Here is a 21457-nt window from a genome sequence, read left to right as displayed (position 1 = left end):
GTCAAATCCTCCGGGCTGATTCATTGATGAGAAAGCGCACCGCGTCCACCGCGAAGGCCTGGCCGCAGGCATTTGCGAAGGTGGGCGTGATGTAGCTGCTGGACAGGCCTTTGCCCAGGTCGAAACGCAGCTCCCGCATGGAGGCGCCGTGGCCGCGCGCCGCATAGCTGTAGCTGGCCGGCTGGCCGCGCAGCAGCGCATCGACCCGCAGTGTCATGGCGCCGGCGGCCGCGCCCAGGTAGCAATGGCTCACGGTCTTGAGCTGCGGGCTGCCGAAGTCCAGCTGCCCCAGTCCGAAGCTGGCCGCAATGGGCCGGCCTGCGTCATCGGGTCCGTCGAGCACAAACAGACCCTGCTCGCTCGCACCGAAGAACCTATCACCGATCCGCGCGTAGCTGTTGAAGTCGTAGCCGTCGTACCGGGTGGTACCGCCCGGCTTGCCGCCTGTCATATTGAGAGCAAACACTTCGCTCAGGCCCGACAGCACGGTGATGGAGCCGCCCAGCAGGCCCAGCAGGGGCTGCACCGGCAGCACCGCTTCTGCCTGGGCATCGATACTGCCGCCCAGCAGGCCGGCCAGCGCCGCCGTCTCCAGCGTGACCGAGGCATAGGCCGTCACCTCGCCGCCCAGCCGGCCCTCCATGCGGCCCGTCTCCAGCACGATCTCGCCAAAAGGAACCATCTGGCCGCTCAGCAGCCCCACCATGGGATCCGTGGTCAGCTCGGCCTCGATGAAGGGCTCCATGCTGCCGCCCAGCACGCCCCGCAGGGCATCCGTGGGCAGCACATCGGCGGGCGGCGCGAACGGTACCAGCATGACGGGCAGCACCACCTGGCCATAGGCCAAACCCGCCATGTCGCGCGGTGCCATGCTGCTGCCCCGCCAGCCGGGCAGGCGGGCATAGACCAGATTGATGGCGTCGCCGCCGTGAGCGCGGGTCCTGGGCACCTTGGCCAAGGTCTGATTGGGGCCTTGCGCCTTGGCGCGCCAGCCCGGCACCTGGATAGGCCGCACCTTGAGCGCCGGATCCTCGGTGCGCCAGCCGGGCAGCTTGGCATAGACCTCGTTGCGCTGGATGTCGAATGCCGAGATGCCGGCCCTGGCCTTCCACTGCGGCAACCGGGCCAGCACATGGTCCGGCTCCAGATCCGACGCGGTGGCGCGCCAGGCAGGAATGCGCACCTCGGTGCGATCCGCATCCACCGACTTGCCGCGCCAGGCCGGCAGCCGGGCCTGCACGTAACCACCCATGGTCTGCACGTCCAGCAACTGGGCATCCATGATGCTGTCCCAGGCGGCACCGAATGCCGCATCGAGGAACACCGGCCCGGTACTGCGCACCTCGCTTTGGTGCAGGATGGAGCCGCGCACTTCGACGTTGCGCACCATGGTGCGCGCGGCGGTGCTCTCGTAGTAGCCCTCGGTGATGAAGTCCTCGGCACCCACCGTGTAGACCACATGGCCACCGATGCGGTAGATGCGAAACCGCAGCGGCATCCAGGGCTGGAACTCGAACGGCGGGCGCTGCCAGGGGGTGACCTGCACCCCGCGCTCCACCACACACAGCGCCTGGTCCAGCACCATCACGCCGTGGGCAATCTCACGCGGGTCGGTGCCGCCATCGCTGGCATTGAGGCCGCATGCAATCCCCTGAGCCTCTGCCCAGATCAGAAAATCGAAACAGCCGTCGTTGGCCATCTCGATGATCGAGCGCGCGCCGTGTATCCATTTCAACTGTGCCATCTGCATTCCTTCACGTCACGCGCACGCCCGAAAAGCAACGGGTGCCGATCTGCACGCCCGCGTCATACACCGGCACGCAGATCGTCACCACGCCGGACGCAGGCGGCGGCACCTGCCCACTGGACGAGCCGCCACCCGAGCCGCCGAACGATGGAGGATCGGGCGGCCGGGTGTTGCCCGCCGGCGGCGGGGCCGGCACTGGAGCAGGAGGCGGTGGGGGTGCCGGAGGCGCCGGAGGGGGCACCGACAGCAGCTCCACCTTGGTTTGGGGCACTGCCATCGGTATCAGCCGTAGGTCGGCTGCTCCAGCACGTAGTTATTGAGCGGAAAGGTGCCGCCGGCGGTGAAGACCACATCCACCAGCGTCATCTCGGCGGCATTGGTCAGGCCCACGGCGCCCTGCAGCCGCTTTGCCGTCGTGCTTGCGCTGCCGTCGTCGCCGTCTTCCACATGGCGGTAGAACGTGGCCGTGCCGGACGCTTCCTTGGTGCCGGTCCAGCTGTCGCCGGGGTTCTTGCGCAGGAAGCGGCCATCGGCCACCAGCGTCAGGCCGGTGGCCGTGCTGTCGAGCGATACGCGGCACAGCCGCGTGGCGGTGCCCAGGGCGGCGTCCGCGTCAGCCGGCACCGGGCCGGAGTAGATGTCGATGAAGCCGCCATCCAGGGCGCTCTTCATGGAGCCTGTATTGGCCAGGTGGGCGGCCAGGCCGCTGGAAACATAGTGGGTCATGATGGGCCTTTCAAGTCGAGGTGGGAGGGATGAAGAAGAAAAACGATTCGATGGGCACGGTCTGGCCGGCGGTCAGTTCGTTGCTGGGCAGCACCAGGCCTTCGCCGGCCAGGCCGTCGATGCGCGGCGTGTATTCGATGGGCAGCGGTTTGCCCTCGTCGGCGCTGTTCCAGACAAAGCGCCACCAGCCGGCCGTGCCGCTGGCCCGCGCCCGCAGCACCCAGGCGCCATCGTTCTGGCAGGCGCCAGCTACCGGGCCGGCACGCAAGTTGAGGCCGCCGGCCGTATAGCCCGGGAACCAGTCGGCGCCGTCCTGGGTGATCGTGGCCAGCCAGTCGCCCTGCTCGGCCGCGTCGGCGCTGTCCGGCTGCGGGCCGCTGAAAATCTTGATGCAGCCCAGGCGCATCATCCGGGCCAGGCCGTATTCGGTGGCCATGGCCGCGCGCAAGGCAGTGCTCAGGTGAATCATGGTGATGGGTTCCTTATTGGGGCACCGGCAGACGGGCGTCGATGGCCCAGGGCGCCCCGGGCATGGGGTTGGCCGGCGCCCGGCATCGCGCAGCTGCGTCACGAACTCGAATTCGGTCAGAAAGTCGGCGCCCGCCACGCGCGCCGGCTGCGGCGCCTCGGCGATCAAGGCGCGCGGCTTCCAGGTGGTGCCCAGGTCGGTGGACTGGTAGAGCCTGTAGGCTCCGTCGATATAGGTGGTGCAGCCCACGGTCCTGCGGTCGATCGCGAACACGCTGCCCGTGAGCCAGGCCGGCTGGGGCAGCTGCCCCTTGAGCACGCGGTTGCCGCTGCTGTCCACAAACCAGCACTGCACGGGGTTGTCCCGGAAATCCCCTGCCAGCGGGGGCTTGGCCAGGTACAGCATGCCGCCGCCGATGGCTGCCGCGGACCCGAAGTAGTGGATGGCCCGGTCGAACTCGTCGTCCAGCAGCGTGTCCAGCTCGGTGATGGTGTGGGCCGCGGCATCCACGGCCACCAGCTTGGCCTTGCACATGAGCCGCCAGCCCACGGCCGTGCTCGGATCGGCCACCGCATAGGGCACGTTCATGCAGGCCAGGGAACGCTGGCGCGACACCGGGGCGGGAGAGCCCACGATGCCGGCCGACAAAATGGCCCGGTCGAACAGCGTGTTGACCGCCGCCCAATAGTCATGGCCGTGCGGCACGCGCATCGGCAGCAGCGTGGCCAACATCTCCTGGGCCGCGGCCGCAAAGGACAAAGGCGTCCAGTTCGCGCCCGCATCGTCGCTGAAATGCATCACCAGGCCCGGGCAGCCCGCGTCGTTGATGGGATGGGGCACCGGCGTCGGCACGCCCCCGGGGTAGGTCACCTGGGGGTAGACCGGGCGCAGGTACTTGGCCTGGGCCAGCCGCGCCGTGGGGCTGAGCGTGTACGGCAGCAGCTCGCTGGGCAGCTGGTACTGCAGCGTCTGCAGCGGCACCTGGGCATGGCCGCCGGCCTCTCCGCGCAGGTAGACCAGCACATAGTCCCCTTGCATGGTGATGCCGACACCGCCGCCGCCCACGACCAGCTCGGTCCCGTCATCCAGCACCGTGGGTTCGCACCAGTTGAACGAGCGCGACACCCCGACTCCGATGTGCGAACCCACGGCAAAGATCTGCTGCACCTGGGTCAGCTTGCGGCCGTCGCGCGTGCGACCCAGGCCGATTTCCCAGGCTGTAGCCGCCTTGTCGTTGAAGTCCATCACCTGGCCCACCACGGACACGGCCGAAGCCATGCCCCAGCCGCGCGAATAGTGGTACAGGCGGTCCACCGAATCCGGCCTCCAGCCATCGTCGCCGGTCAGGGGCCCACGGTCCACAAACCGGCCCCAGCCCGTGGGCGAGGCCATCACATGGCGCTGGCCACCCTGCATGCCCAGGCTGTAAAAGCCATCATCGACCTTGGCAGCCGGTGGCGTCACGGACAGGCGGTCCCCCACCTTGCGCGACACAGAGCCGTCGGCGTTCACATGGCGCAGCGCAGGCGCCCCCATGGCGCCCAGCATGCGCGCCTGGCGCTCGCCCTCCCGGCTTGCGGGGAAGCCAGAATGGTGGGGGAACTTGGTGTAGTCCATGGTCGGGCCGCTGCCTGTTTACGCCGGGTTGCTCAGGATCAGCGACACAGGCACCTTCACCACGTCGCCTGCAGCATAGGCCCGGGGCGTGGCCAGGCGCTGGTATGCCAGCAGCTTGCCGGTGTTGGTGCCCTTGCCCGCGCTGCTGACCACCGCGAAGCCGCGCACCGTCTTGGGGGCCGACAGGGTGAATTGGGCCAGATTGCCGGTGTTGTCCGATGCGCCGCCGGTGGCCGCGCTTTCGACCAACTCGGGACGGGTCAGCTCGGTATAGGCCGTGATCTCGGTGGCTCGGGCGCCGATGTTGGCGGCCGTATCGTCTTCCTGGGGGGTGTAGTCGCCCTCGTAGAGCGCGACATACCATGTGCCGATCTGCTGGCCGCCGTGAATCGCGGCATCCATGATGTAGTTGCGGCCCTCGGCCGGGTAGTTGAGGCTCATGGTGGGATTCCTTTCGTTGCTCAAAGGGGGTCGATGTCAAAGCGGGCGGCAATGACGTGCTTCTCGCCGCCCTGCTCGCGCACCAGCGTGGCGCCGCCCACAGCCGCGGCAAACAACAAGGCATCGTCCTGGGGCACGGACACCGCGCCACCGGACCGCGCCACGACCACGCCCTGCTCGCCCTGCCAGTACGCGGTCTTCTCGCGCGGGTCGGTGGCCAGCGATCCGGGCAGCGCGCCATAGGGCAGCACCACCACGGGCGAGGTATTGAGGGGGTCGCCGGCAATCCAGTAGGTCTTGTCCGCGCACACATACAGGCCGTCATCGAAGGCCTGCAGCACGGTGATCTCGCCGGGAAACGGGATGAAGGCCCGGCTGGCGTGGGTCAGGCCGTAGCGGTACGGCTCGCTGAGATAGAGGAAGCGCCCGCGCGCCACCAGAAGCGACCCCAGGTAATGCGCCAAGGCACGGCCGGGCGGCATGGCCGAGAGCATGAAGGTGCTGCAGGCCGCGCCCGTATTGCCCAGGCTCAGGTAGTCGCCAGGGGCGATCTCGTTGAACACCTCGCCATCCGGGCCAGTGGCATAGACCAGCATCCCCGGCTTCAGGCCATGGATGGCAATGCCGCCACCCTGGGGCAGTACCACGTCCTGGGGCTCCGAGCTGGCGGACTCGCCGTCCGGGCCCAGGGCCGTGAAGCACAGCTGGTACCGGCCGGGCGGCAGGCTGCCCGCCGTCGGATCCACCACGGGCACGGGGTTGGGCGCTGCAGTGGTCACTTCACGGGCCAGCGCGCCCTGCAGGCGCCCCAGGCGCTCGCCGTTGCTCCAGTACACCATGCCGTCAGGCAATCGCACGAAGCTGACGCGGGCCCGGCCCACACCGGGCACCGCCACCGTCTGCGCCAGCGTGCGGACGTGGATGTGCACGAGGTCGCCATCGCGCACGGCGTAGGCGTCCTGGGCATCCGCCCACAGGCTGTGATAGCCGCCGGCCGCAGAGCGCGCGAAACCGCCGCGGCTGCACAGAAAACCGTCGGCCGTCATGTCCACATTGGTGGCCACACGCAGCCAGGCCGCGGTGGCGCGATTGGGCAGCGTCACTTCCATGCGCGTGGGCGCCAGCCGGTTGTTCAGGCCCAGCAGCGTGCCGATGGTGACGGTACGGCTCATATGGGGGCCATCCAGTCGTCTTCGGGAATGGCCGGGCCATCGCCGCCGCCTTGCTCGATGGCGTTCACACGGTTGCGCCACCAGGTGCCCAGCGGTGCGGCCACCGGCCGCATGCCCGTCTTGTGCACCTCGATGAAGGTCATGCAAAAGCAGCGGCTGACCGCCAGGCGCAGACTCTTGATGTCGAGGCCCGGCACATCGCCGATGTAGCGATAGTCGGTGAAGCCGCCAAAGCCCGGATGCTGCCAACCCACGCCGAGCTGGCCCGCCTCATTGACAGCCAGTGCCAGTGTGCGCAGCCAGGCATTGCGCCATTCGTACACGCCGATGGGGCCTTCAAGCTCAACTTGGTCAAGACCAGCGCCGCCGGCGTGCAGCGTGAACATGGGCGAGCCGTCGCCATCGTCGCCGGGAGTGACAGCGATGCGGGCCACCACCGCGCCGCCCTCGCCCAGCAGCTCCAGCGCCAGGCCCGGATCCGTGGCATAGGCGGGATCGGGGTGGCCGGCGACAAAGGGCACATACCGGCCGAAGCCGACATACACGGCCGCGCCGCGGTTTGGGCCCAGCGCCAGCGCCAGCGTCGTTGACGCCGTGCCCGCCGCCTCGCTGAAAAAGCCCGGGGTATAGGGATCGCGCCAGGAGCCGACCGACACGGCCGCCCCGATGGTGCCGGTTTGCTGCGCCCATGCCGCCGGCGCCAGATCCGGGCTTAGCTCCGGCTGCTGGCCGATCAGCACATCGCCCAAACCGGAGATATTGCGGCGCATCACCAGCGGCCAGCCAAGGGAATCGCTCACCCATTCTGCTGGCTCGTCCGGTGCCGCCATTGCGCTGTTGATCCAAGAAGAGTCCGCCATGCCCGCACTCTCCCCGAGAGCAGGCGCGGCGTCGAACCCTATACGGGGCTATCCGGCCCTGGCCTCCTTGGCCATCTCCCGCATCTGCTCGCGCAAGGCCTTGGGCGCCGTGTCCGCGATTCGCTGGGTCCGGTCCTTGCCCATCTCCCGCACGCGCTTCCAGATGTCCGGCATCTTGACCACGATGGGCTGCTCCGGGTTGTCGCGGTTCCAGTCCGCCAGCCGCTCGCGCACGCGCTGCACGGCCGCCTCGTCCTTGCGGAACAGCGCATCGGCCCACTGCGCCTTGATCTCGCTGCTCTGCTGGATGTAGAACGACTTGCTGCGCTGCATGAAGCTGTTGGCCTCTTGCACCTCGGCCACGCTCTTGGGCTGAAAGCCGATGGCCTTGGCCGCGGCCTCGGCCAGGGTGGTATCCAGCACCTTGTAGCCCTTCTGGTCCCGGTACATGCCCGTGGCCGCCATGTCGGCGCCCTTGGCCAGGTTGCGCACGGCCGTAGGCGAGACCTCGAGCGCCGCGCCGCCCACATCGCCCGTCAGCACCTTGCGGGCAGCCGTGAAGCCGCGCGACACGAAGTCGCCCGCCGGGCCCGCGATTTCCAGCAGATCCCGCTCGCGCCCCTGCTTGCTCAGGAACAGACCCGTGCCCGGGATCAGGTTGCCCATGCCCAGCCGGCCTGACACGTCCACCGGCGCGCCCGGCAGGCCGGAGACGCCCTGCTCCATGAAGTCGGCAACCTCCTTGCCCACCACGTCGGCCAGCAGCTGCTTGCGCCACTGCTTGGCGCTGACGTTGTAGCCCATGAGCTGGGCCGCGCCGTCGACCAGGTCCTCGACATCCTCCATGAACGGCAAGCCGCCGGCGCCGCCCATCAGCAGCAGCATGGCCACGGCCCAGCCCACGGCCCGCTTGCCCTCGGGCCCGCCCTGGTTCCACATGCGGTGCATCAGCTCCAGGTAGCTGACCGAGTAAGTTTTAAAGGTAAACAAAGTCCCGCCGATGGCGCCGCGCGCCCACTGCGGCTTGTTGGCCTTGGAATACTGGAACTGGGTTTCGATCACGGCGCGCCGGGCAAAGCTGGCGGGGTCGACCATCCCCTCGGCCTTGGCGGTGCGGTAGGCTGCGATGAAGGTGGAGCGGCGGTTGAACTGCTCGGCCAGGGCGAACGGCTGGCCCCACAGCACCTTGCCCTGCTCCCACAGGTTGGACGCCTTGGCGCGGGCGTTGCCCAGCCGGGAGCCATCGCCCGCACGCAGCATGCCCGCGCCGCGGGCCTGGGCCATCAGCTGGTGGATTTCCTGGGGCGACACCACGCCGTCATCCTCGGCCGACTGCAACGCCTTGGCCAGGTCGGGCTCGTATTTGAAGCCCTTATCAGCGATGGACCTGCCCATGTCCTTCAGGGCGCGTGCCAGCTGGCCGCCGGCCTTGGCCATGCCGCCGTACTGGCTCAGCCAGGGCAGCGTGACCGCGAAAGGCTGCGTCGTGTTCACGAAGGCCGAAGCGATGGAGCCGCCCAGGTACTGGGCAAACAGCATGCCGCGCACGGCCTGGCCCTCTTCCTGCGGATCGCGGATGTAGTCGCGCAGGCCCATGGCCAGGTCTTTGAGCTCGCCTTGCTCCTTGGGGATGGCGTTGATCGCCTTTTCCATGGCGCCCGCATTCAGGCCCATGGCCCCGGCGCGCGCATTGGAGTAGACAAAGTTCGCCACCACCCGGCCCACGTCCTCGCTGAAGCCGGCGATGCCCTTGCGGTGAATCAGGCGCTTGAGCGCGCTGTGGTTGTTCTTGGTCAGGCGCAGGTACTCCTGGAACGCCTTGTCCTGGGCCTCATCGCCGGTGGCGTTCAGCCCCAGCATCTCGCCGAACTGCTCCAGCGTCTCCGGCGTCACGCCGGCGAAGAGCTTGTAGGCCTCGGCGCTCATGGTGCCCTGGGTGATGGTCGCGCCCGGGAAGGCCTGGGCCATCTGCAGCTTGGCGAGATTGGCCTCGCGCTGCGTCTCGTACAGCCCGAAATACTGGCGCTCGCCCTTGGCGTCCACCACATCGAGGGTGAAGCGGCCAAAGCGCGACAGAGGGGCATAGCCGCTGGCCTGCAGATCGCGGGCCATGTCCAGCCGGCGGCGGACCTGCTGCTCCAGCTGGCCCAGCCGGTCGCGCGCATCAGGGTTGGCCTTGGCGTCCTGCTCCAGCGTGTCCAGCAGCAGCTGGGCCGCCGCGTCCAGCGAGGGCTGCTCCAGCACCACGTCCCGCATGGCCCGGTACTCGTCGCCCAGCACGCGCAGCATGTCCGCCCGGGCCGTCATGTCGATGGAGCGGTCGATGGCCGCCCGCGCCTCGCGGTACAGGCCGATCTGCGCGGCATTGGCGCCGAACATGGTTTGCAGCTCTTTGTCGCTCCACACCACGCCCGCCTTGAGAAACTTGCTCTCAAAACGGGAGTCGATCAGCTTTTCATACTGCTGGGCCGGCAGGCCCTGCCACATCGCCAGCACGCCCGCATCGATCTTGTTGGCCTTCAGCAGCATGGCGGCCTTGTTGTGCACGCTCAGGCCGGCGTACTTTTTGGCCAGATCCTCCACGCGCATGGGCTGCCCGCCCACATCGCGCCCCCACACCAGCGTGCCCTCGAACAGCGGCGTGGCCACCGCCTTGTTGTCGGCGGCGGAAACCGGCTTCTTCTTGAGGTCGCCCAGGGACTCCACACGGGGCAGCAGCGTCGGCGCCGTGTCCGCGGCATCGTTGGCCAGCATGGACACGTCATCGATGTTCTGCTGGGCCGACTCGTAGACCGGCTTGAACGCTGGCGCGCGCTCGGCCAGGTGGCGCATCGTGCCCACCGTCTTGTCCCACAGCGATACCTTGCCGGGGTGGCTCAGGATGGTGTCAAGTTGGGAGAGCGCGCTGTCCTTGATGTCGGCCAGGCGGGAGCGGCTGAAAACCGGGTCGTCGTTTACTGGCTCCGAGCCAGTATTTCCTGAACCTTTGCCAGCGAGTCCTGCGTGTCCTTCCGCAGAGATTCGATCTCGGAGTCGGTCAGCCGGTTCGTAGCGCGCGAGGTAACGGGCTTCCGACTCGGTGAGCGCGTCGAAGCCGTAGCCTGTTGCGGCGCGGAATTCGGTTTCGAGGTCACCATGCTTTTGTCGGAGTGAAGCCAGAGTTTCGGGAGAGGGCTGGATTTTTGCACTGTACTGCTTGCCGGTCAATGCAATGACCCCGGCCACCGTGCCGCCCCCTTCACGAATATGACTGGCCAGCGCCGCGAACGTGCCGCCTTGAGTCAGGGTGTCGTCCACCAGCAGGTAAGGCACAGCCTCCACTGTGCCGGCAAAGTCCACAGGCGCAAAGATGCGATCCAGCCCATCCATGCCAGTACGGTGGGCGCGATTGGCCTGCACGATAGCGCCAGTCGTGGCCAACCCCAGGCGCTGCGCCAGCACTGCAGCCGCTGCCAGCGGGATTCTGTTGCGCCCAGTAGCCTCTTCAGCTGCAACTGGAGCCACCAGCGGCTTGGTATCCCCGATCACGGCCTTCACCTTGGCCACCAGCTCTGGCGTCACCAGATCCTGGGCCAGCCGCACTGCGGCCTCGAGGTCGCCGCCCTTGGCAGCTGCATAGTCCGGATGCGCCGAGGCTGCACCCAGTGTGTTGCCGATGATGGCGTCCGGCATGTTCGACGTTGCTGCGGGCGCGCGGCTGAAGGCAATGCCGCCATCCCGACCACCGCCAGCGCCCCGCTCCACCCAGGCCCGCGCCGGCAGGATGTAATTGCGGATGAGCTCGTCGTCGGTCAGCGCCAGCGACTTGAACCGTGGAACATGGGTGCGCAGCCAGCTCCGGATTGCGGCAACGGCGCGGCGCACAAAGGAAATCTCGGGCGTGTTCTGCGCCATCTCGGCCAGAACCTCCTCGGCGGCCGTGCGGCGATCCAGATTGTTGACACGGCGCAGGCCGTATTCCTTGATCTTCGCATCCACATCCGCTTTGCGCATGGTGGCCACCTGGTTCAGGATCTTCCCCAGCTCCTTGCCAAACAGGCCGCGCAAGCCATGGTGCCCCAAGGCCTCATGGAACAGCACACGCGCCGCATCGTTGGGCGTCTTCAGCTTGGACGCCATCAGGTACACCTTGCCCTGGTAATAGAAGCCCTCCGGGGCGCCGTGGGCGCCGCCGCTGCGCTGCTTCAGATCCGCCCGGCGTGCACTCTCCGGTACCACCGGGTCCTGCATATCGAAGGCCACAACGACCTCGGGACCGTTGGCCCAGGCCTTGCGGATCGCATCCGCCGTGCCCTTCACCGCGCTCACGGCTTCCGCGCGGGCGGCAGGAGAAAAGTCGGGGCGCAGCTGTGCGGCGCTGCGAGCGGCCGGGCTCCCCTCGCCCATGATCTTGAGGAAGTTGGCTACGTCAAAGTCGGCTCCGGCCAGATGCTCGGACTCCTGGCGGCGGAAGCTCGGCGCCTCCTCGCTGGCAGGCGCGCGCTCCACTGGCCCGGCCTTCAATTCACGCGGCGTGGGCTCCGTCCTGTGGGTACGCTCGCGCCCATCGGGCACATCCACCCAGGCATCGCCCTGCTTTTGCACCGCGCGCACGGTGACGCTCCAGCGGCCGTCCGCGTCCGGCGGGGTATAGGCGATCACACGGTCGTGTCCGCCGTAGCTCTTGACGATGTTTCCGGGGGTGAAATAGTCAGCGCGGGCGGCCTGGGCCTCCTTCACCTTCGCCGCCACGCCGCGCGGCTGCTTGGTTGCCGGAGCTTCGGGAGCCTGGCTGGGTCCAAACACCTGATGCAGCTTGCGCGGGTAGACGATGGGGTATTTCGTGCCGCCATCCGACGTGCGATCACCTGCCGCAACACCCAGCGCCTTGCGGATGCCATTGCGAGGCACGCCCATATGCTCCACCAGGAACTGGCCGACTGCGCTTTGCTCCACGTAGGTGTGGTTCGGCGCCAGGCCGAACAGATCCCGCAATTCAACGTCCGAAGGCTGCTCGCCGCGCTTGAGCTTTTCCGCGACAGTCTTTGCCAGCGCCTCGCGCTCAGCGCTGAGGGCCTTCCGCGCCGTGTCCATCTTCATGAAGTCGGCCAGCGACTTTGCCGCAGCGTCCACCGACTCGGACAGGTTGCCGGATTGCGAGCCGGCGCTGGCGCTCCACTTCCCGGCGCCCAGCACCCCCTTGCCCTGGGAGAACTTTGTTTCGGGAGGCAGGCCGTGGGCCTCGATAGCCTGCTGCTCCTTCGTTTTGGCGTCCAGCTCCTCAGTTTTGCCGGCCGGCTTCTTGGTTTTGGCCGGGTCGCGCACCCAGGCTTTGAACTCGTCCTGCGTCATCTGCGTGATGGCGCCCAGGCCCGTCCAGCCCTTTGCGTAGTTTCCCAAGTAGGTCTTGCGGGCCTCGGCCTCGTCGGCCGCGCCCAGCACCACCTTGTGCTCATCGAACGAGCCGTCCTTGTTCACCTGGTCCACCACAAACACGGGCAAGTCGGCCTCGTGCGCGCGGTCGGTCATGAAAACGTCCACATGGTCCTTGTCCGCGCCCAACGAGCCCTTGATATAGCCGTAGTGGTTCTGCAGGGGCGGCCACTCGGGGCGGCGGCGGCTGCCGGCCGGGTTCTCGATACTGATGTCGTGGCCGTTCAGGCGAACGTGGCCCTTGCGATAGTTGCCCGCATCCTTCTGGGCTTCGGTGGGCTCGGGTAGGTCGTTGTGCTGGCTGGTCGCAGCTTCGTGAGCGGCCTCGGTGACGGCGGCGGCCCGGGCCTGGGGCGCGGCGGTATCGGTCGGCTTGCGCTGGATTACCAGTCGATGTGGACCCAAAGGCCCGGCGCCATCGATTGGCTCCACCGAGTAGCCGGCGCCGGTTCGCTCACCCTCATCAATCGCAGCTTTCCTGGTGTTGAAAACTTGGTCTGTGGTGCCGTTCTGGGTGGCGTGGGTAGGCTGGTCCAGCTGTGCGATGGCATCCGAGATCTTGCGCTGGATGTCCCCGTTCAGGTTCTCCCACTGGGCGCGCGGCAGGTTCTTGGCCAGGACCGGCTTTACACCGTCCAGCCGGGCGGCCAGGGCCTGGCGTTCGGCGGCAGGCATGCGAGCCCAGGCAGCGCCAGCATCTGCGAGGCGTTGGGCGGGGTCGGCGACTTGCGCTTGAGCTTGCGGCGCAGGCGCCGGGCCTGCTTGACGGCCAGCGTCTTCAGTCGGGGCGGTGCCATGGGTCAGCCCCTGCTCGCCGGAGACGGCAGTGCCCGCCGCATCAGACGGTGCACGGCGGTTTCCCGGGACTGCAGGGCCAGCTGGCGCTGTTCCCGCTTGCGGCGATTGCGCGCCGCCTTGCTGGGTTTGATCGGCTTCACTGCCATCGGTTTTCGCTCCTTCATTGATAGCGCCTTGCGCTTTCTGGTCATTGGATTGGCGCTCTTTTGAGGCAAATTGCGCGGCTTCATTGGCCTGATCCATCAGCGCCTGGGCCTGCTCGCGTGCCGCGCCGGCCTCCTGCTGGGCGCTCGCCATGCGCTGCAGGCGCCGCTGCTCGTTGGCCTCCTGCACATCCGCGGGCCCACCCTTGGCGGCCTGCTCGGGCAGGGCCTTGCTGTTCGGGCGGTACTCGCGCTGGGCCCAGTCCTGGGCCGTCAGGTCGGCGCCATCGGCCTGCGCCTGCAACTGGTTGATCTGGTCGCCGGGCGCCGAAGGCTGGCCGGCCTGCAACTGCTTGAGCTCGGCGGCCAGCGCGTTGCGCTCGTCCACCATGGCGTTGTTCCAGCCCTGGCTGCGTCCCATCTGGCCCAGGAAATCCAGGCGCTGCTTGACCTGCTGCAGCCGCGCCTCGGGCGTGACCTCGCCCGTTGCCTGGTCCACGGCCATGGCGGCAGCTGCGGACGGGGCGCGCTCAGTTCGTGCACCCTTCTTTCCTTCTGCCTTGATGGATTTCAGCTCGCGCGTCAATGCAGAAACAATGACGTGCTGGGGCACTGTGATCCCGTCTTCATCGATGGGCCCATCGTTTTTATGCTTGCCCGCCTCAAATCGGTCGTCCAAATCGTCCAGCCGCATTCCGGTATAGGCGATATTGGTATCACCTAGGCCCACGACGATCGTGTGATCATCGGCACCGAACGTGATGCCCAAATCGGCAGGGTTGCGGCCTTGCTTCAACTGCTGCAGCAGCCCACTGATAATTTGTTCCTGCTGCTCCGGAGTCTTGAACGCGTGTAGCCACTTCGTCCGCATCGGAGCCATTTCTTCCGCCCGAACCCCGTTTTCCCTATCCCAGCTGTAAAGCTTCCTGGAATACTCAATAGATGCCAGATCCTCTTGCGGGTCTGGCAGACCGATGCCCGACAGCAAACCATGCGCGCCAGCCTCGTGGATCGACGGCGGCTGTACCGCCGGAGAAGCACCGCTATCCACCGCAAGCGCAGCAGCTGCAGACAGCGCGCCCGCGGCGGGGTCCAGGCCCATGGCTTCAGAGGGTTTGGGCGCAGGTGGGGTAGCAGCGGGTGCCGCGGCACCCACCTCTTGCTCCAGGCGCTGCGAATCCAGAATGGGAGTGGGCGTCACGCCTTCTGCGCGCAAGCGCGCCTCATCGAGCGAAGGCTCCTGTTGCACGGCAAGGCCCTTCAGGAAGGCCTCGCGCATTTGGTCTATAGCAGTGCCGCTTCCTGGCGTTGGCCCGGTGGTTGGCCGATCATTCTGGGGAGTCTCGCCATCCGCTACAGGCGCGCCCTCTGCCTTGGCGCGCGGCTCCCGCAGCGCCCGATAGCCGGCCGCACCGGAGCCCATGGCCGCGCCGGACAGCAGGCCCATGACAGCCGATGCATCCACGTCCTCGGCCCAGGGCTTGCCCAGGGCCAGGTTCTGCAGGATCTGCTCGGAGATGGATTGGGGCAGCTCTTCCAGCAGGCCCTCGGAAATCGCGCCCTCCACCATCTGGCGCGGGATCGACTTCGCGGCCGTGGCCGCCAGGGGATTGGTAGCATTGCGGGCAGCCTGGTCGGCGATCTGCTTGGACAGCCCGGCCTGGCCCTGGGCCAGCATGGTTTCGGCATCGCCAATGCCCAGGCGGTTCGCCACCTTGCCCGCGCCGTAGCCGATGGCGCCCGTCATGGCGCCGGTGGCCAGCGCCGCGCCCGTCTGGCCGGGGGTCAGCAGGCCGTCTTCCGTCTCCTGGCGGATCTGCTCTGCCGCGGAACCGGCACCCACCACGCCTTCGCCGGCCGCGCCGGCCACGGTCGCGCCCTTCAGGCCCATCTGGCCCAGGCGGGTGGCGGCAGTCAGGCCCCGGCCAATGGCACCGCCCGCCAGCATCGAGGGCAGCGATTCTGCGACGGCGCCCACGATGTTCGAAGGGTTCTGCACGGCCGCCTTGAGCTTGCCGCCGAAGCCTTCGGCCTGCTGGAATTCCTGCTGCGCGCGCTTGGTGGCGTCGGAATGCCAGTCGTTGACGATCTCGCGCGCCTGCTTGGGCCTGAAGCCCACGGCACCGCCCTCGTTCTCGAGGAACTTGCCGGCCCGGCCGCCCGTAGCCAGGTCGGCCAGGCCCACGGCGGCCTCGGGCACCGCGATGGCACCCTTCACGGCCCAGGCCGCTGCGTCCTTGGCCATGTCCTTCAGGCCACGCTTCGGCTCTTCACCATCCAGCGTTCCGTCAAACGGTTTCAGGGAATTTTCGGAACCACTGTTTGCATCCAGCGCTCCATTGAACGGCTTGAGTGTCTTTGCATCCATACCCCGCACTCTCGCGGGAGCTGGAGGAGCGGTCGAACCCTATACGGGGGGGCGCTGCTACCATCCTGCCAACAGAACTATCAATGAGGGAAAAATGCGCCTGGTTGCCTTGACCGCTGTCTTCGCCTTGCTTGCCCTGCCAGCAGTTGGTCAGGTCTATCGTTGCAAGGATGCAACCGGCAGACAGATTTTTTCAGACCGCCCATGCGAAGCACACCAGACCGGCGGCATGGTTCAGCGCAAGCGCACCGATGCGGAGATCTACCGAGAGCGCGAGCAGGCCTTCAATGCGGAAGCGGCCAAACAGCAGCGCTACATGGCAGAGCAACAGCGTGAATGGATGGAGCAGAGCCAACAGTCCATTCAAGCGCCCGCGGTGCGCCACTCCGGCAACGACTGGGCGGCCCGCCAGCGGTTGAAGGACTTGGAGACCTCGGCCAGCAGCATCACCAACAACGGTGGGAAATGGGATTCGGCGGCAGAGGCTGAGCGCGCGCGACTCCGGGATGAAGAGGCGCGCAGGCGTGCTGCACAGGCCAAGACGATCCCACCTACGAGCTTCACCAATTGCAATGCCGGCTTCTGCTACGACAATCAGGGCAGCACTTATCACCGAGTGAGCCCAGATTTCATGACCGGGCCCAATGGCCAAGCCTGCCATCGCTCCGGAAATTTCTGGAACTGCAACTGAATCCAGTTTGCCAGCCTCCTGAAGAGGGCCGGCTACTCTTGCCCGAGTTCTGCCAAGGTGTCCTGCAGAGACTTGATGAGGCGCCTCACATCTTCCGGCGGCATCTCGATCCAGGCCGTGGACACCGGCAGGCCCGAGGCGGTCTTGGCGGTGTGCTTCAGGCCGACCAATGGCTTTCCTTCCACAACCACGGTGCGGATGCTGGTGAACTGGAGACGAGGTGCAGGAGCTGGCATGTTGGGTTCCCTCCTGGCAGTGGATTCTGCACAGATGGCTGCGGCGCGTACAGCGGCAGGCAATTCTTAGAACGCTCCAATGTTGCCAGTTGGATTGCAACTCGAATTGCAAAACGAATCTCCACGCGAACTTTAGGTCGAATTACAACTCCTATTGCGTTAGTTGCGTATTTTTCGTTTAATTCGTTTAACCAACCAGGAGAAAACAATGAGTCAACAAGTGCTTGAGCCGGCAAGCGTTGCCGAAGCCGAAATGGCGGCCACAGCAACGAGTTGCCTAATCGCTGCGCTGGATCACTCCCGCGCAGAAACAGTAAAGCTGAAACTGGATTTTGATGATGGCAAGGGCGAGTGCCCTGAACTGCTGCTGCCTCCCAAGGCCTTGAGGTTCTTCGCCAGCGTGCTTCGCCAGATGGCCAAGCGTGAACCCATGCTTCTTGTCCCTCAGAAGCTGGAACTGACGACTCAAGAGGCCGCCGCGTTCTTGAACGTATCGCGCCCCTTCGTCATCAAGGAAATCGAGCAAGGCAGGCTGAAGTGCCGGATGGTCAATCGGCATCGAAGAATCGAGTTCGAAGAGCTGGTCAAGTACCAGACTGAATCGCAAGCTCGGTCCGAGCAGGCGCTATCCAATATCGCAAAACTAACCAAAGACATCGGACAGGAGCTATGAATGGCGGGTGCAGCAGGCTTTACAGCAATCTTGGATGCCAACGTTCTTTATCCCGCCCTACTGCGGGACATCCTGCTGAGCCTCGCCCATTCAGGACTGTACGTTGCTCGCTGGACAACGACCATCGAGGATGAGTGGACGCGCCACTTGATTGAGGAATTCCCGAACAATGCACATGCGATCCGGCAGACCGCCCTGCAAATGCAAGCAGCAATCCCGGACTGCCTCATCCGCGGCTACGAGCCCATCATCGAAAGTCTGAACCTACCCGACAAAGACGACCGTCATGTTTTGGCTGCGGCCGTCGTAGGTCATGCTGACGTCATCGTCACCTCGAACGTCAAGGACTTTCCTTCCGAAATCCTCGAGAGCTACGATATTGAGCTGCACACCCCTGATGAGTTCGTCGTGAATCAGCTGGGCCTTTACCCACTGAGAGCACTGGATGCACTCAAACGGATGCGCCAGCGATGGCAACGGCCGGAGATGTCTGCCGAGGACATGATTGAACTCATGGAAAAGCGCGGCCTCGTCATGACTGCAGCCCATCTGCGCGATGCGGCCATACTGAACCTTCTGTAAATCGAAGGCAGCGTTCGGAAAATCGCATGAAATCAACCTGATACAGTCCTTCCCAGGAGGAGATTCATGGGAAGGAACTGGAAAATTTCTACAGCAGTGGGATTGCTATCGCTCGCCGGCGGCGCCGCGCAGGCCGCGAACTACGCGACCTGCCTGATTGACAAGCTCCCTGGAACGCAAAACGATACTGCGGCCCAGGCCGTGCACCAGGTCTGCATTGCAGAGCATCCGGGCGGCCTGCAGGCCGTGCCCCAGGGTAACGGCCGCGGGCTGTTCGGCTTCAGCAGCGGTGCAGAATGCACGGTGAAGAAGGCCGGGGACACGCGGAGCAACCGCGCGGCACAGCTGATCGGGGTAGCCTGCCGGCGGCTGTATGACGCACCGACACAGCTACGCCCCTTCAATGGCCGCCTCGACGGCGAGTAGCCTTACCCGACAACAAAGCGATTCCCCTTCTCATCTTCGTGAACCGGTTTGCCGCCAGAAGTTCCCACTTGCTTTTTCATACCTGGAGGCAAAGCCGCGCTCCGCTGTCCCACCTGCTGCACCTCACCCGTCTGGGTGTTGTAGCGGTAGATGCTGCCCTCGGTGGTGGAGCCGTCCACGTTCTTGACGGCCGGCGTCACCTGGACCTTCCAGGGCGATTCCAGCGGTTTGCCGGACAGATCGCGGATCTCCTTGGCAATGGACTGGCGCTCCTGGTCCGTCTTTGCTGCGGCATAGCGCTGCTGCAGCTGCTCCTGGCGCTGGGCGCCGCGCACCTCAAAGCCGCGCACCTGGTTGTCAATGGCTGCCCTGCTCTGCTCCAGCGCCAGCCGGCCGCGATCCGTCAAGCCGCGCGCTGTCACGTCTGCCATGCGGGTTGCATTGTCGGCCGCATTGCGCTCGTTGGCGCCGGCCTCTGCCATGGCCGCGCGCTGCAGGCCCGCGTTGACTTCGTTGGTGCGCTGCTGCAAATCGGGCGCCTTGCCCTGGGCGGCCAGGTCCGCCTGCAGGGCGGCATTGAAACGGCCGATCTTGCCGTCCGGATCCACGACTCCAGCACTCTGGCGGTTGCCCCAAGCTGGCGTGGAACTGCCGCTGCGCCATTCCGGCCGGTTGGTGATGCTGCTGGCCGCCGTCTCCAAGTCTTTCAGGCGCTGGCGCGCCGCCCAGTCGTTGCCGCTATGGCTGACGGCAGGTGCCGAGAGGGGAGCCGCTGCCGCGCCCTGTCCCGGCTGGAAGCCGCGCGCCAGTGAGTCTTGCTGCGAACGGGCAGCCAGCGCATCGGCGGCTGCCATGTTCTGCCTCGAAGGCAGCCCAGCCGGCCGCGCCTGGATGTCAGCCACCGCCTGCGCCGAGTCTCCGAACGAATTGCCGGAGCGGAAGACGCCGGGGGAAACTTCGGTAGCTGCTGCAGGCGTGGTCGATGTGGGCGCTGGCTGTGCGGGATTGGCCGGCGGCGGATTCACCAAGCCCCGACCAGCACCAGCAGGAAGACCCGTAGCCGCGGGTGCCGCAGGTGCCGCACCGGGGCGAGCTGGCGCTGGCGCAGCCGCTGGGGCAGGTGCCGCGGCAGCATCTCCAATGCCCAGGAACTGCTTGCCAGCATCCATGACGGTCGGGCCAACAGCACGGATCGCACCGCCTACCACGTCATCCACCACGGCCGGCACATAGGACAGCGCCGCGCGGGCTGTCTCGCCGGCTGCCGCTCCATAGCGGCCCTGGGCAGCCAGGTCGCTGATGGCCTTGCCCGACTCATTGAACACGGCACGGGAGCCGGGCATGAAGCCGGCCGCAGCGGGGGATTGCGCTGGCGCTGCTGCTGACGCAGCTGGCGCCGCGGGCGCGGCAGGCGGCGCACTGGTCGAGCCGCTGTCGCCCGGCAACCGGCTGCCGGGGAACGTATTGCTGGGGCTGGGTGCCGCGGCGGGCTTCAATCCCAGTCCCAACCGGGTCTGGTCCTCGGGCGCGCCGCCGTTGGCAAAGAACACCTCCGGCCTGAACCCCAGCCCGGGTTCCGCCTTGGGCTTGGCGGTGGCAACGCGTTCGGCGCTCCAGCCAAATCCCGACGGCACCGGAGTGTGCGTGGCATCCACGATGCCCTGCAGCGCCTGCTTGCCGCCCATGGCATGCACGGTGTCTGGGGGCAGCACAAACTCGCCCGGCTTGAACATCCCGGGGATGCTGTCCGGCGCCTGGTTCTGCTGCTGGGCTCGCACTGCGGCGGCCTGGGCCTTGGATGGGGGTTTGCTCAGTCCGAACATGCGGCACCTCAGAAAATATAGGTCTCGTTCACCTGGGGGAGATCCTGGCGGGTAGACCGGCGCAGGTCGGAATCGGGGCGCGCGCCGAAGTACTTCGTGAACGCGGCTTCGGCCATGGCCGCGCGTTGCGGGTCAAAGCCATCGGCATCCGGCTGGCTGAACGCTCTGTACAGCGCCCAATAGACCAGATAGGCATGGCTGGCCGCGTGGATCTCCGGCTTGTCGCCATCGCAGCCCATGGGCTTCAAAGGCAGGCGATAGGCCTCCAGCACCAGTACGCCGTCCTCGCGCGGCACGGGCACCAGTCGGAGGTCACGCTCTGTCTGGATCGCATACATCGCATCGCCATCAAGGCGGTGGCGCCAGCCCGGGTGTTTGCGGTCCATCCATTCCCGCGTCACCAGAACCACCGGCCGGGCCCGGTGCGGCGCCGCGCTGGGCTGCCAGCGCAGATGGGCGATTTCATAGACCTTGGGATGGAGCGCATAGGAAGCCTTGCCGGCCTGCACGGCGATGGTGGTCACGGCGGGGGTGCTGTCGTCCAGCAGGAGCCGGCCGCGCACCGCTGCCTCCTCCTGGGCCTCGTTGAGCCAGCGCGTCACGGTGTCCTCGTCCCACAGATAGGGCTCGGCCCTGTCCATGGCATCCACGCGAAACGACGCGATCAGCTCCGCAAGCGTCATCACCGCACCCCGAACTGGTGAATCAGGCCGTTGACGGCGATGCGCATGTCATCGACCTTCGTGGTGGCGGGGAAGGTCGTGTCGTACTTCCTTGCGTACTCGACCAGCGAAGCCTTGTTCATCCCCTGGACGGTGATCAACATGGCCTCGCGCTGGCTGTCTTCCTCACGCGCCCGGTCATCCAGCGCCTGCTGCTCAAGCTCGGCCACGTCCTGCTCGCTCAGGTCCGCAGGCAGTTCGGCGCAAACCTCCGCGCCCTGCTCTTGCGCCGGCGCCTTGGCTTCCTCGGCCTTGAGGTCGGCCGTGCGGGAAAATTCAACAAATTTCAGCAGCGGGCGGGCGATGGCCTCGCTCACCAGCTTTTCTTCGCCAGGCTGCCAGATATAGCCCGTGGCGCGGTCGCGGTAGATCTTGCGCCCGGTATAGGTGATGCGTACAAAGTTCATGATGCTGGGGAGTGTGTAGATGGACCAATGCGGGCTCCGCCCGAAGGCAGGCCCGCATCCTGGGAGCGCTGCTTACAGTGCGCCGGTGGAGATGGCCTGCAGCACCACGTCGACGCGGCCGTCCTTCGCATTGGCCGCGCCCGA

General features: G+C 66.5%; 16 protein-coding genes. 4 read left to right on the top strand and 12 right to left on the bottom strand.

Annotated features, from left to right (window positions below; all coding sequences use genetic code 11):
• Position 1: 1 nt before the first annotated feature.
• The 8 genes from V8Z74_RS19680 to V8Z74_RS19645 form a co-directional block, all read right to left on the bottom strand.
• Positions 2–1744 (bottom strand): hypothetical protein, encoded by a 1743-nt coding sequence (locus V8Z74_RS19680; protein ID WP_349710845.1) that lies wholly within the window; start codon positions 1742–1744, stop codon positions 2–4.
• Positions 1745–1754: 10 nt separating this feature from the next.
• Complete coding sequence (locus V8Z74_RS19675; RefSeq protein WP_349710843.1) at positions 1755–2024, bottom strand: hypothetical protein; 270 nt, start codon at positions 2022–2024, stop codon at positions 1755–1757.
• Between the two features lie 5 nt (positions 2025–2029).
• Positions 2030–2473, bottom strand: a complete 444-nt coding sequence (locus V8Z74_RS19670) for a hypothetical protein (protein WP_349710841.1) — start codon at positions 2471–2473, stop codon at positions 2030–2032.
• 10 nt (positions 2474–2483) lie between these two features.
• Positions 2484–4559, bottom strand: a complete 2076-nt coding sequence (locus tag V8Z74_RS19665; RefSeq protein ID WP_349710839.1) for a hypothetical protein — start codon at positions 4557–4559, stop codon at positions 2484–2486.
• Positions 4560–4577: 18 nt separating this feature from the next.
• The gene (locus tag V8Z74_RS19660) at positions 4578–5000 is read right to left on the bottom strand and encodes a phage tail fiber protein (protein WP_349710837.1); all 423 of its coding nucleotides are present in this window, start codon (positions 4998–5000) and stop codon (positions 4578–4580) included.
• A gap of 20 nt (positions 5001–5020) precedes the next feature.
• Positions 5021–6172, bottom strand: coding sequence for a hypothetical protein (locus V8Z74_RS19655; protein WP_349710835.1), 1152 nt, complete (start codon positions 6170–6172; stop codon positions 5021–5023).
• Positions 6169–6972 (bottom strand): hypothetical protein, encoded by an 804-nt coding sequence (locus tag V8Z74_RS19650; protein WP_349710833.1) that lies wholly within the window; start codon positions 6970–6972, stop codon positions 6169–6171. The genes V8Z74_RS19655 and V8Z74_RS19650 overlap by 4 nt, the downstream gene beginning before the upstream one ends.
• A gap of 108 nt (positions 6973–7080) precedes the next feature.
• Positions 7081–15630, bottom strand: a complete 8550-nt coding sequence (locus tag V8Z74_RS19645) for a PLxRFG domain-containing protein (RefSeq protein ID WP_349710831.1) — start codon at positions 15628–15630, stop codon at positions 7081–7083.
• A gap of 217 nt (positions 15631–15847) precedes the next feature.
• Here V8Z74_RS19645 and V8Z74_RS19640 point away from each other — a divergent pair, with 217 nt between their 5' ends.
• Positions 15848–16444 carry a DUF4124 domain-containing protein gene (locus V8Z74_RS19640; protein WP_349710829.1) on the top strand — a complete coding sequence of 199 codons (597 nt, stop codon included), beginning with the start codon at positions 15848–15850 and terminating at the stop codon, positions 16442–16444.
• Between the two features lie 32 nt (positions 16445–16476).
• Here V8Z74_RS19640 and V8Z74_RS19635 read toward each other — a convergent pair whose 3' ends face one another.
• Complete coding sequence (locus tag V8Z74_RS19635) at positions 16477–16680, bottom strand: hypothetical protein (protein WP_349710828.1); 204 nt, start codon at positions 16678–16680, stop codon at positions 16477–16479.
• A 208-nt stretch (positions 16681–16888) separates the two neighbouring features.
• Between V8Z74_RS19635 and V8Z74_RS19630 the strand changes: the two genes are divergently transcribed.
• The 3 genes from V8Z74_RS19630 (at position 16889) to V8Z74_RS19620 (ending at position 18361) form a co-directional block, all read left to right on the top strand.
• Positions 16889–17353: a helix-turn-helix domain-containing protein gene (locus V8Z74_RS19630; protein ID WP_349710827.1), complete on the top strand. Its 465-nt coding sequence runs from the start codon at positions 16889–16891 to the stop codon at positions 17351–17353.
• On the top strand, positions 17354–17935 hold the full coding sequence (locus V8Z74_RS19625; RefSeq protein WP_349710826.1) for a PIN domain-containing protein: 582 nt from the start codon (positions 17354–17356) through the stop codon (positions 17933–17935). It abuts the gene before it with no gap.
• A 66-nt stretch (positions 17936–18001) separates the two neighbouring features.
• Entirely contained in the window at positions 18002–18361 is a 360-nt protein-coding gene (locus V8Z74_RS19620) for a hypothetical protein (RefSeq protein ID WP_349710824.1), read from the top strand.
• Positions 18362–18363: 2 nt separating this feature from the next.
• Here the strand turns inward: V8Z74_RS19620 and V8Z74_RS19615 are convergent, their stop codons facing one another.
• The 3 genes from V8Z74_RS19615 to V8Z74_RS19605 are packed head-to-tail and all read right to left on the bottom strand — an operon-like array spanning position 18364 to position 21313.
• Positions 18364–20184, bottom strand: a complete 1821-nt coding sequence (locus V8Z74_RS19615; protein ID WP_349710822.1) for a hypothetical protein — start codon at positions 20182–20184, stop codon at positions 18364–18366.
• A gap of 8 nt (positions 20185–20192) precedes the next feature.
• The gene (locus V8Z74_RS19610; RefSeq protein WP_349710820.1) at positions 20193–20867 is read right to left on the bottom strand and encodes a phage adaptor protein; all 675 of its coding nucleotides are present in this window, start codon (positions 20865–20867) and stop codon (positions 20193–20195) included.
• Positions 20867–21313: a hypothetical protein gene (locus V8Z74_RS19605; protein WP_349710818.1), complete on the bottom strand. Its 447-nt coding sequence runs from the start codon at positions 21311–21313 to the stop codon at positions 20867–20869. The genes V8Z74_RS19610 and V8Z74_RS19605 overlap by 1 nt, the downstream gene beginning before the upstream one ends.
• Between the last annotated feature and the right edge of the window lie 144 nt (positions 21314–21457).

It is taken from the genome of Comamonas sp. w2-DMI (genome assembly GCF_040187735.1).
GTDB lineage: Bacteria > Pseudomonadota > Gammaproteobacteria > Burkholderiales > Burkholderiaceae_C > Comamonas > Comamonas terrae.
This window is presented reverse-complemented; position numbering and strand designations above follow the sequence as displayed.

Excerpts from the sequence above, each read along its gene's own strand:
- V8Z74_RS19680 (WP_349710845.1), bottom strand. The coding sequence starts at position 1,744 with ATGGCACAGTTGAAATGGATACACGGCGCGCGCTCGATCATCGAGATG.
- V8Z74_RS19675 (WP_349710843.1), bottom strand. The coding sequence starts at position 2,024 with ATGGCAGTGCCCCAAACCAAGGTGGAGCTGCTGTCGGTGCCCCCTCCG.
- V8Z74_RS19670 (WP_349710841.1), bottom strand. The coding sequence starts at position 2,473 with ATGACCCACTATGTTTCCAGCGGCCTGGCCGCCCACCTGGCCAATACA.
- V8Z74_RS19665 (WP_349710839.1), bottom strand. The coding sequence starts at position 4,559 with ATGGACTACACCAAGTTCCCCCACCATTCTGGCTTCCCCGCAAGCCGG.
- V8Z74_RS19660 (WP_349710837.1), bottom strand. The coding sequence starts at position 5,000 with ATGAGCCTCAACTACCCGGCCGAGGGCCGCAACTACATCATGGATGCC.
- V8Z74_RS19655 (WP_349710835.1), bottom strand. The coding sequence starts at position 6,172 with ATGAGCCGTACCGTCACCATCGGCACGCTGCTGGGCCTGAACAACCGG.
- V8Z74_RS19645 (WP_349710831.1), bottom strand. The coding sequence starts at position 15,630 with ATGGCCAAGGACGCAGCGGCCTGGGCCGTGAAGGGTGCCATCGCGGTG.
- V8Z74_RS19640 (WP_349710829.1), top strand. The coding sequence starts at position 15,848 with ATGCGCCTGGTTGCCTTGACCGCTGTCTTCGCCTTGCTTGCCCTGCCA.
- V8Z74_RS19635 (WP_349710828.1), bottom strand. The coding sequence starts at position 16,680 with ATGCCAGCTCCTGCACCTCGTCTCCAGTTCACCAGCATCCGCACCGTG.
- V8Z74_RS19630 (WP_349710827.1), top strand. The coding sequence starts at position 16,889 with ATGAGTCAACAAGTGCTTGAGCCGGCAAGCGTTGCCGAAGCCGAAATG.
- V8Z74_RS19625 (WP_349710826.1), top strand. The coding sequence starts at position 17,354 with ATGGCGGGTGCAGCAGGCTTTACAGCAATCTTGGATGCCAACGTTCTT.
- V8Z74_RS19620 (WP_349710824.1), top strand. The coding sequence starts at position 18,002 with ATGGGAAGGAACTGGAAAATTTCTACAGCAGTGGGATTGCTATCGCTC.
- V8Z74_RS19615 (WP_349710822.1), bottom strand. The coding sequence starts at position 20,184 with ATGTTCGGACTGAGCAAACCCCCATCCAAGGCCCAGGCCGCCGCAGTG.
- V8Z74_RS19610 (WP_349710820.1), bottom strand. The coding sequence starts at position 20,867 with ATGACGCTTGCGGAGCTGATCGCGTCGTTTCGCGTGGATGCCATGGAC.
- V8Z74_RS19605 (WP_349710818.1), bottom strand. The coding sequence starts at position 21,313 with ATGAACTTTGTACGCATCACCTATACCGGGCGCAAGATCTACCGCGAC.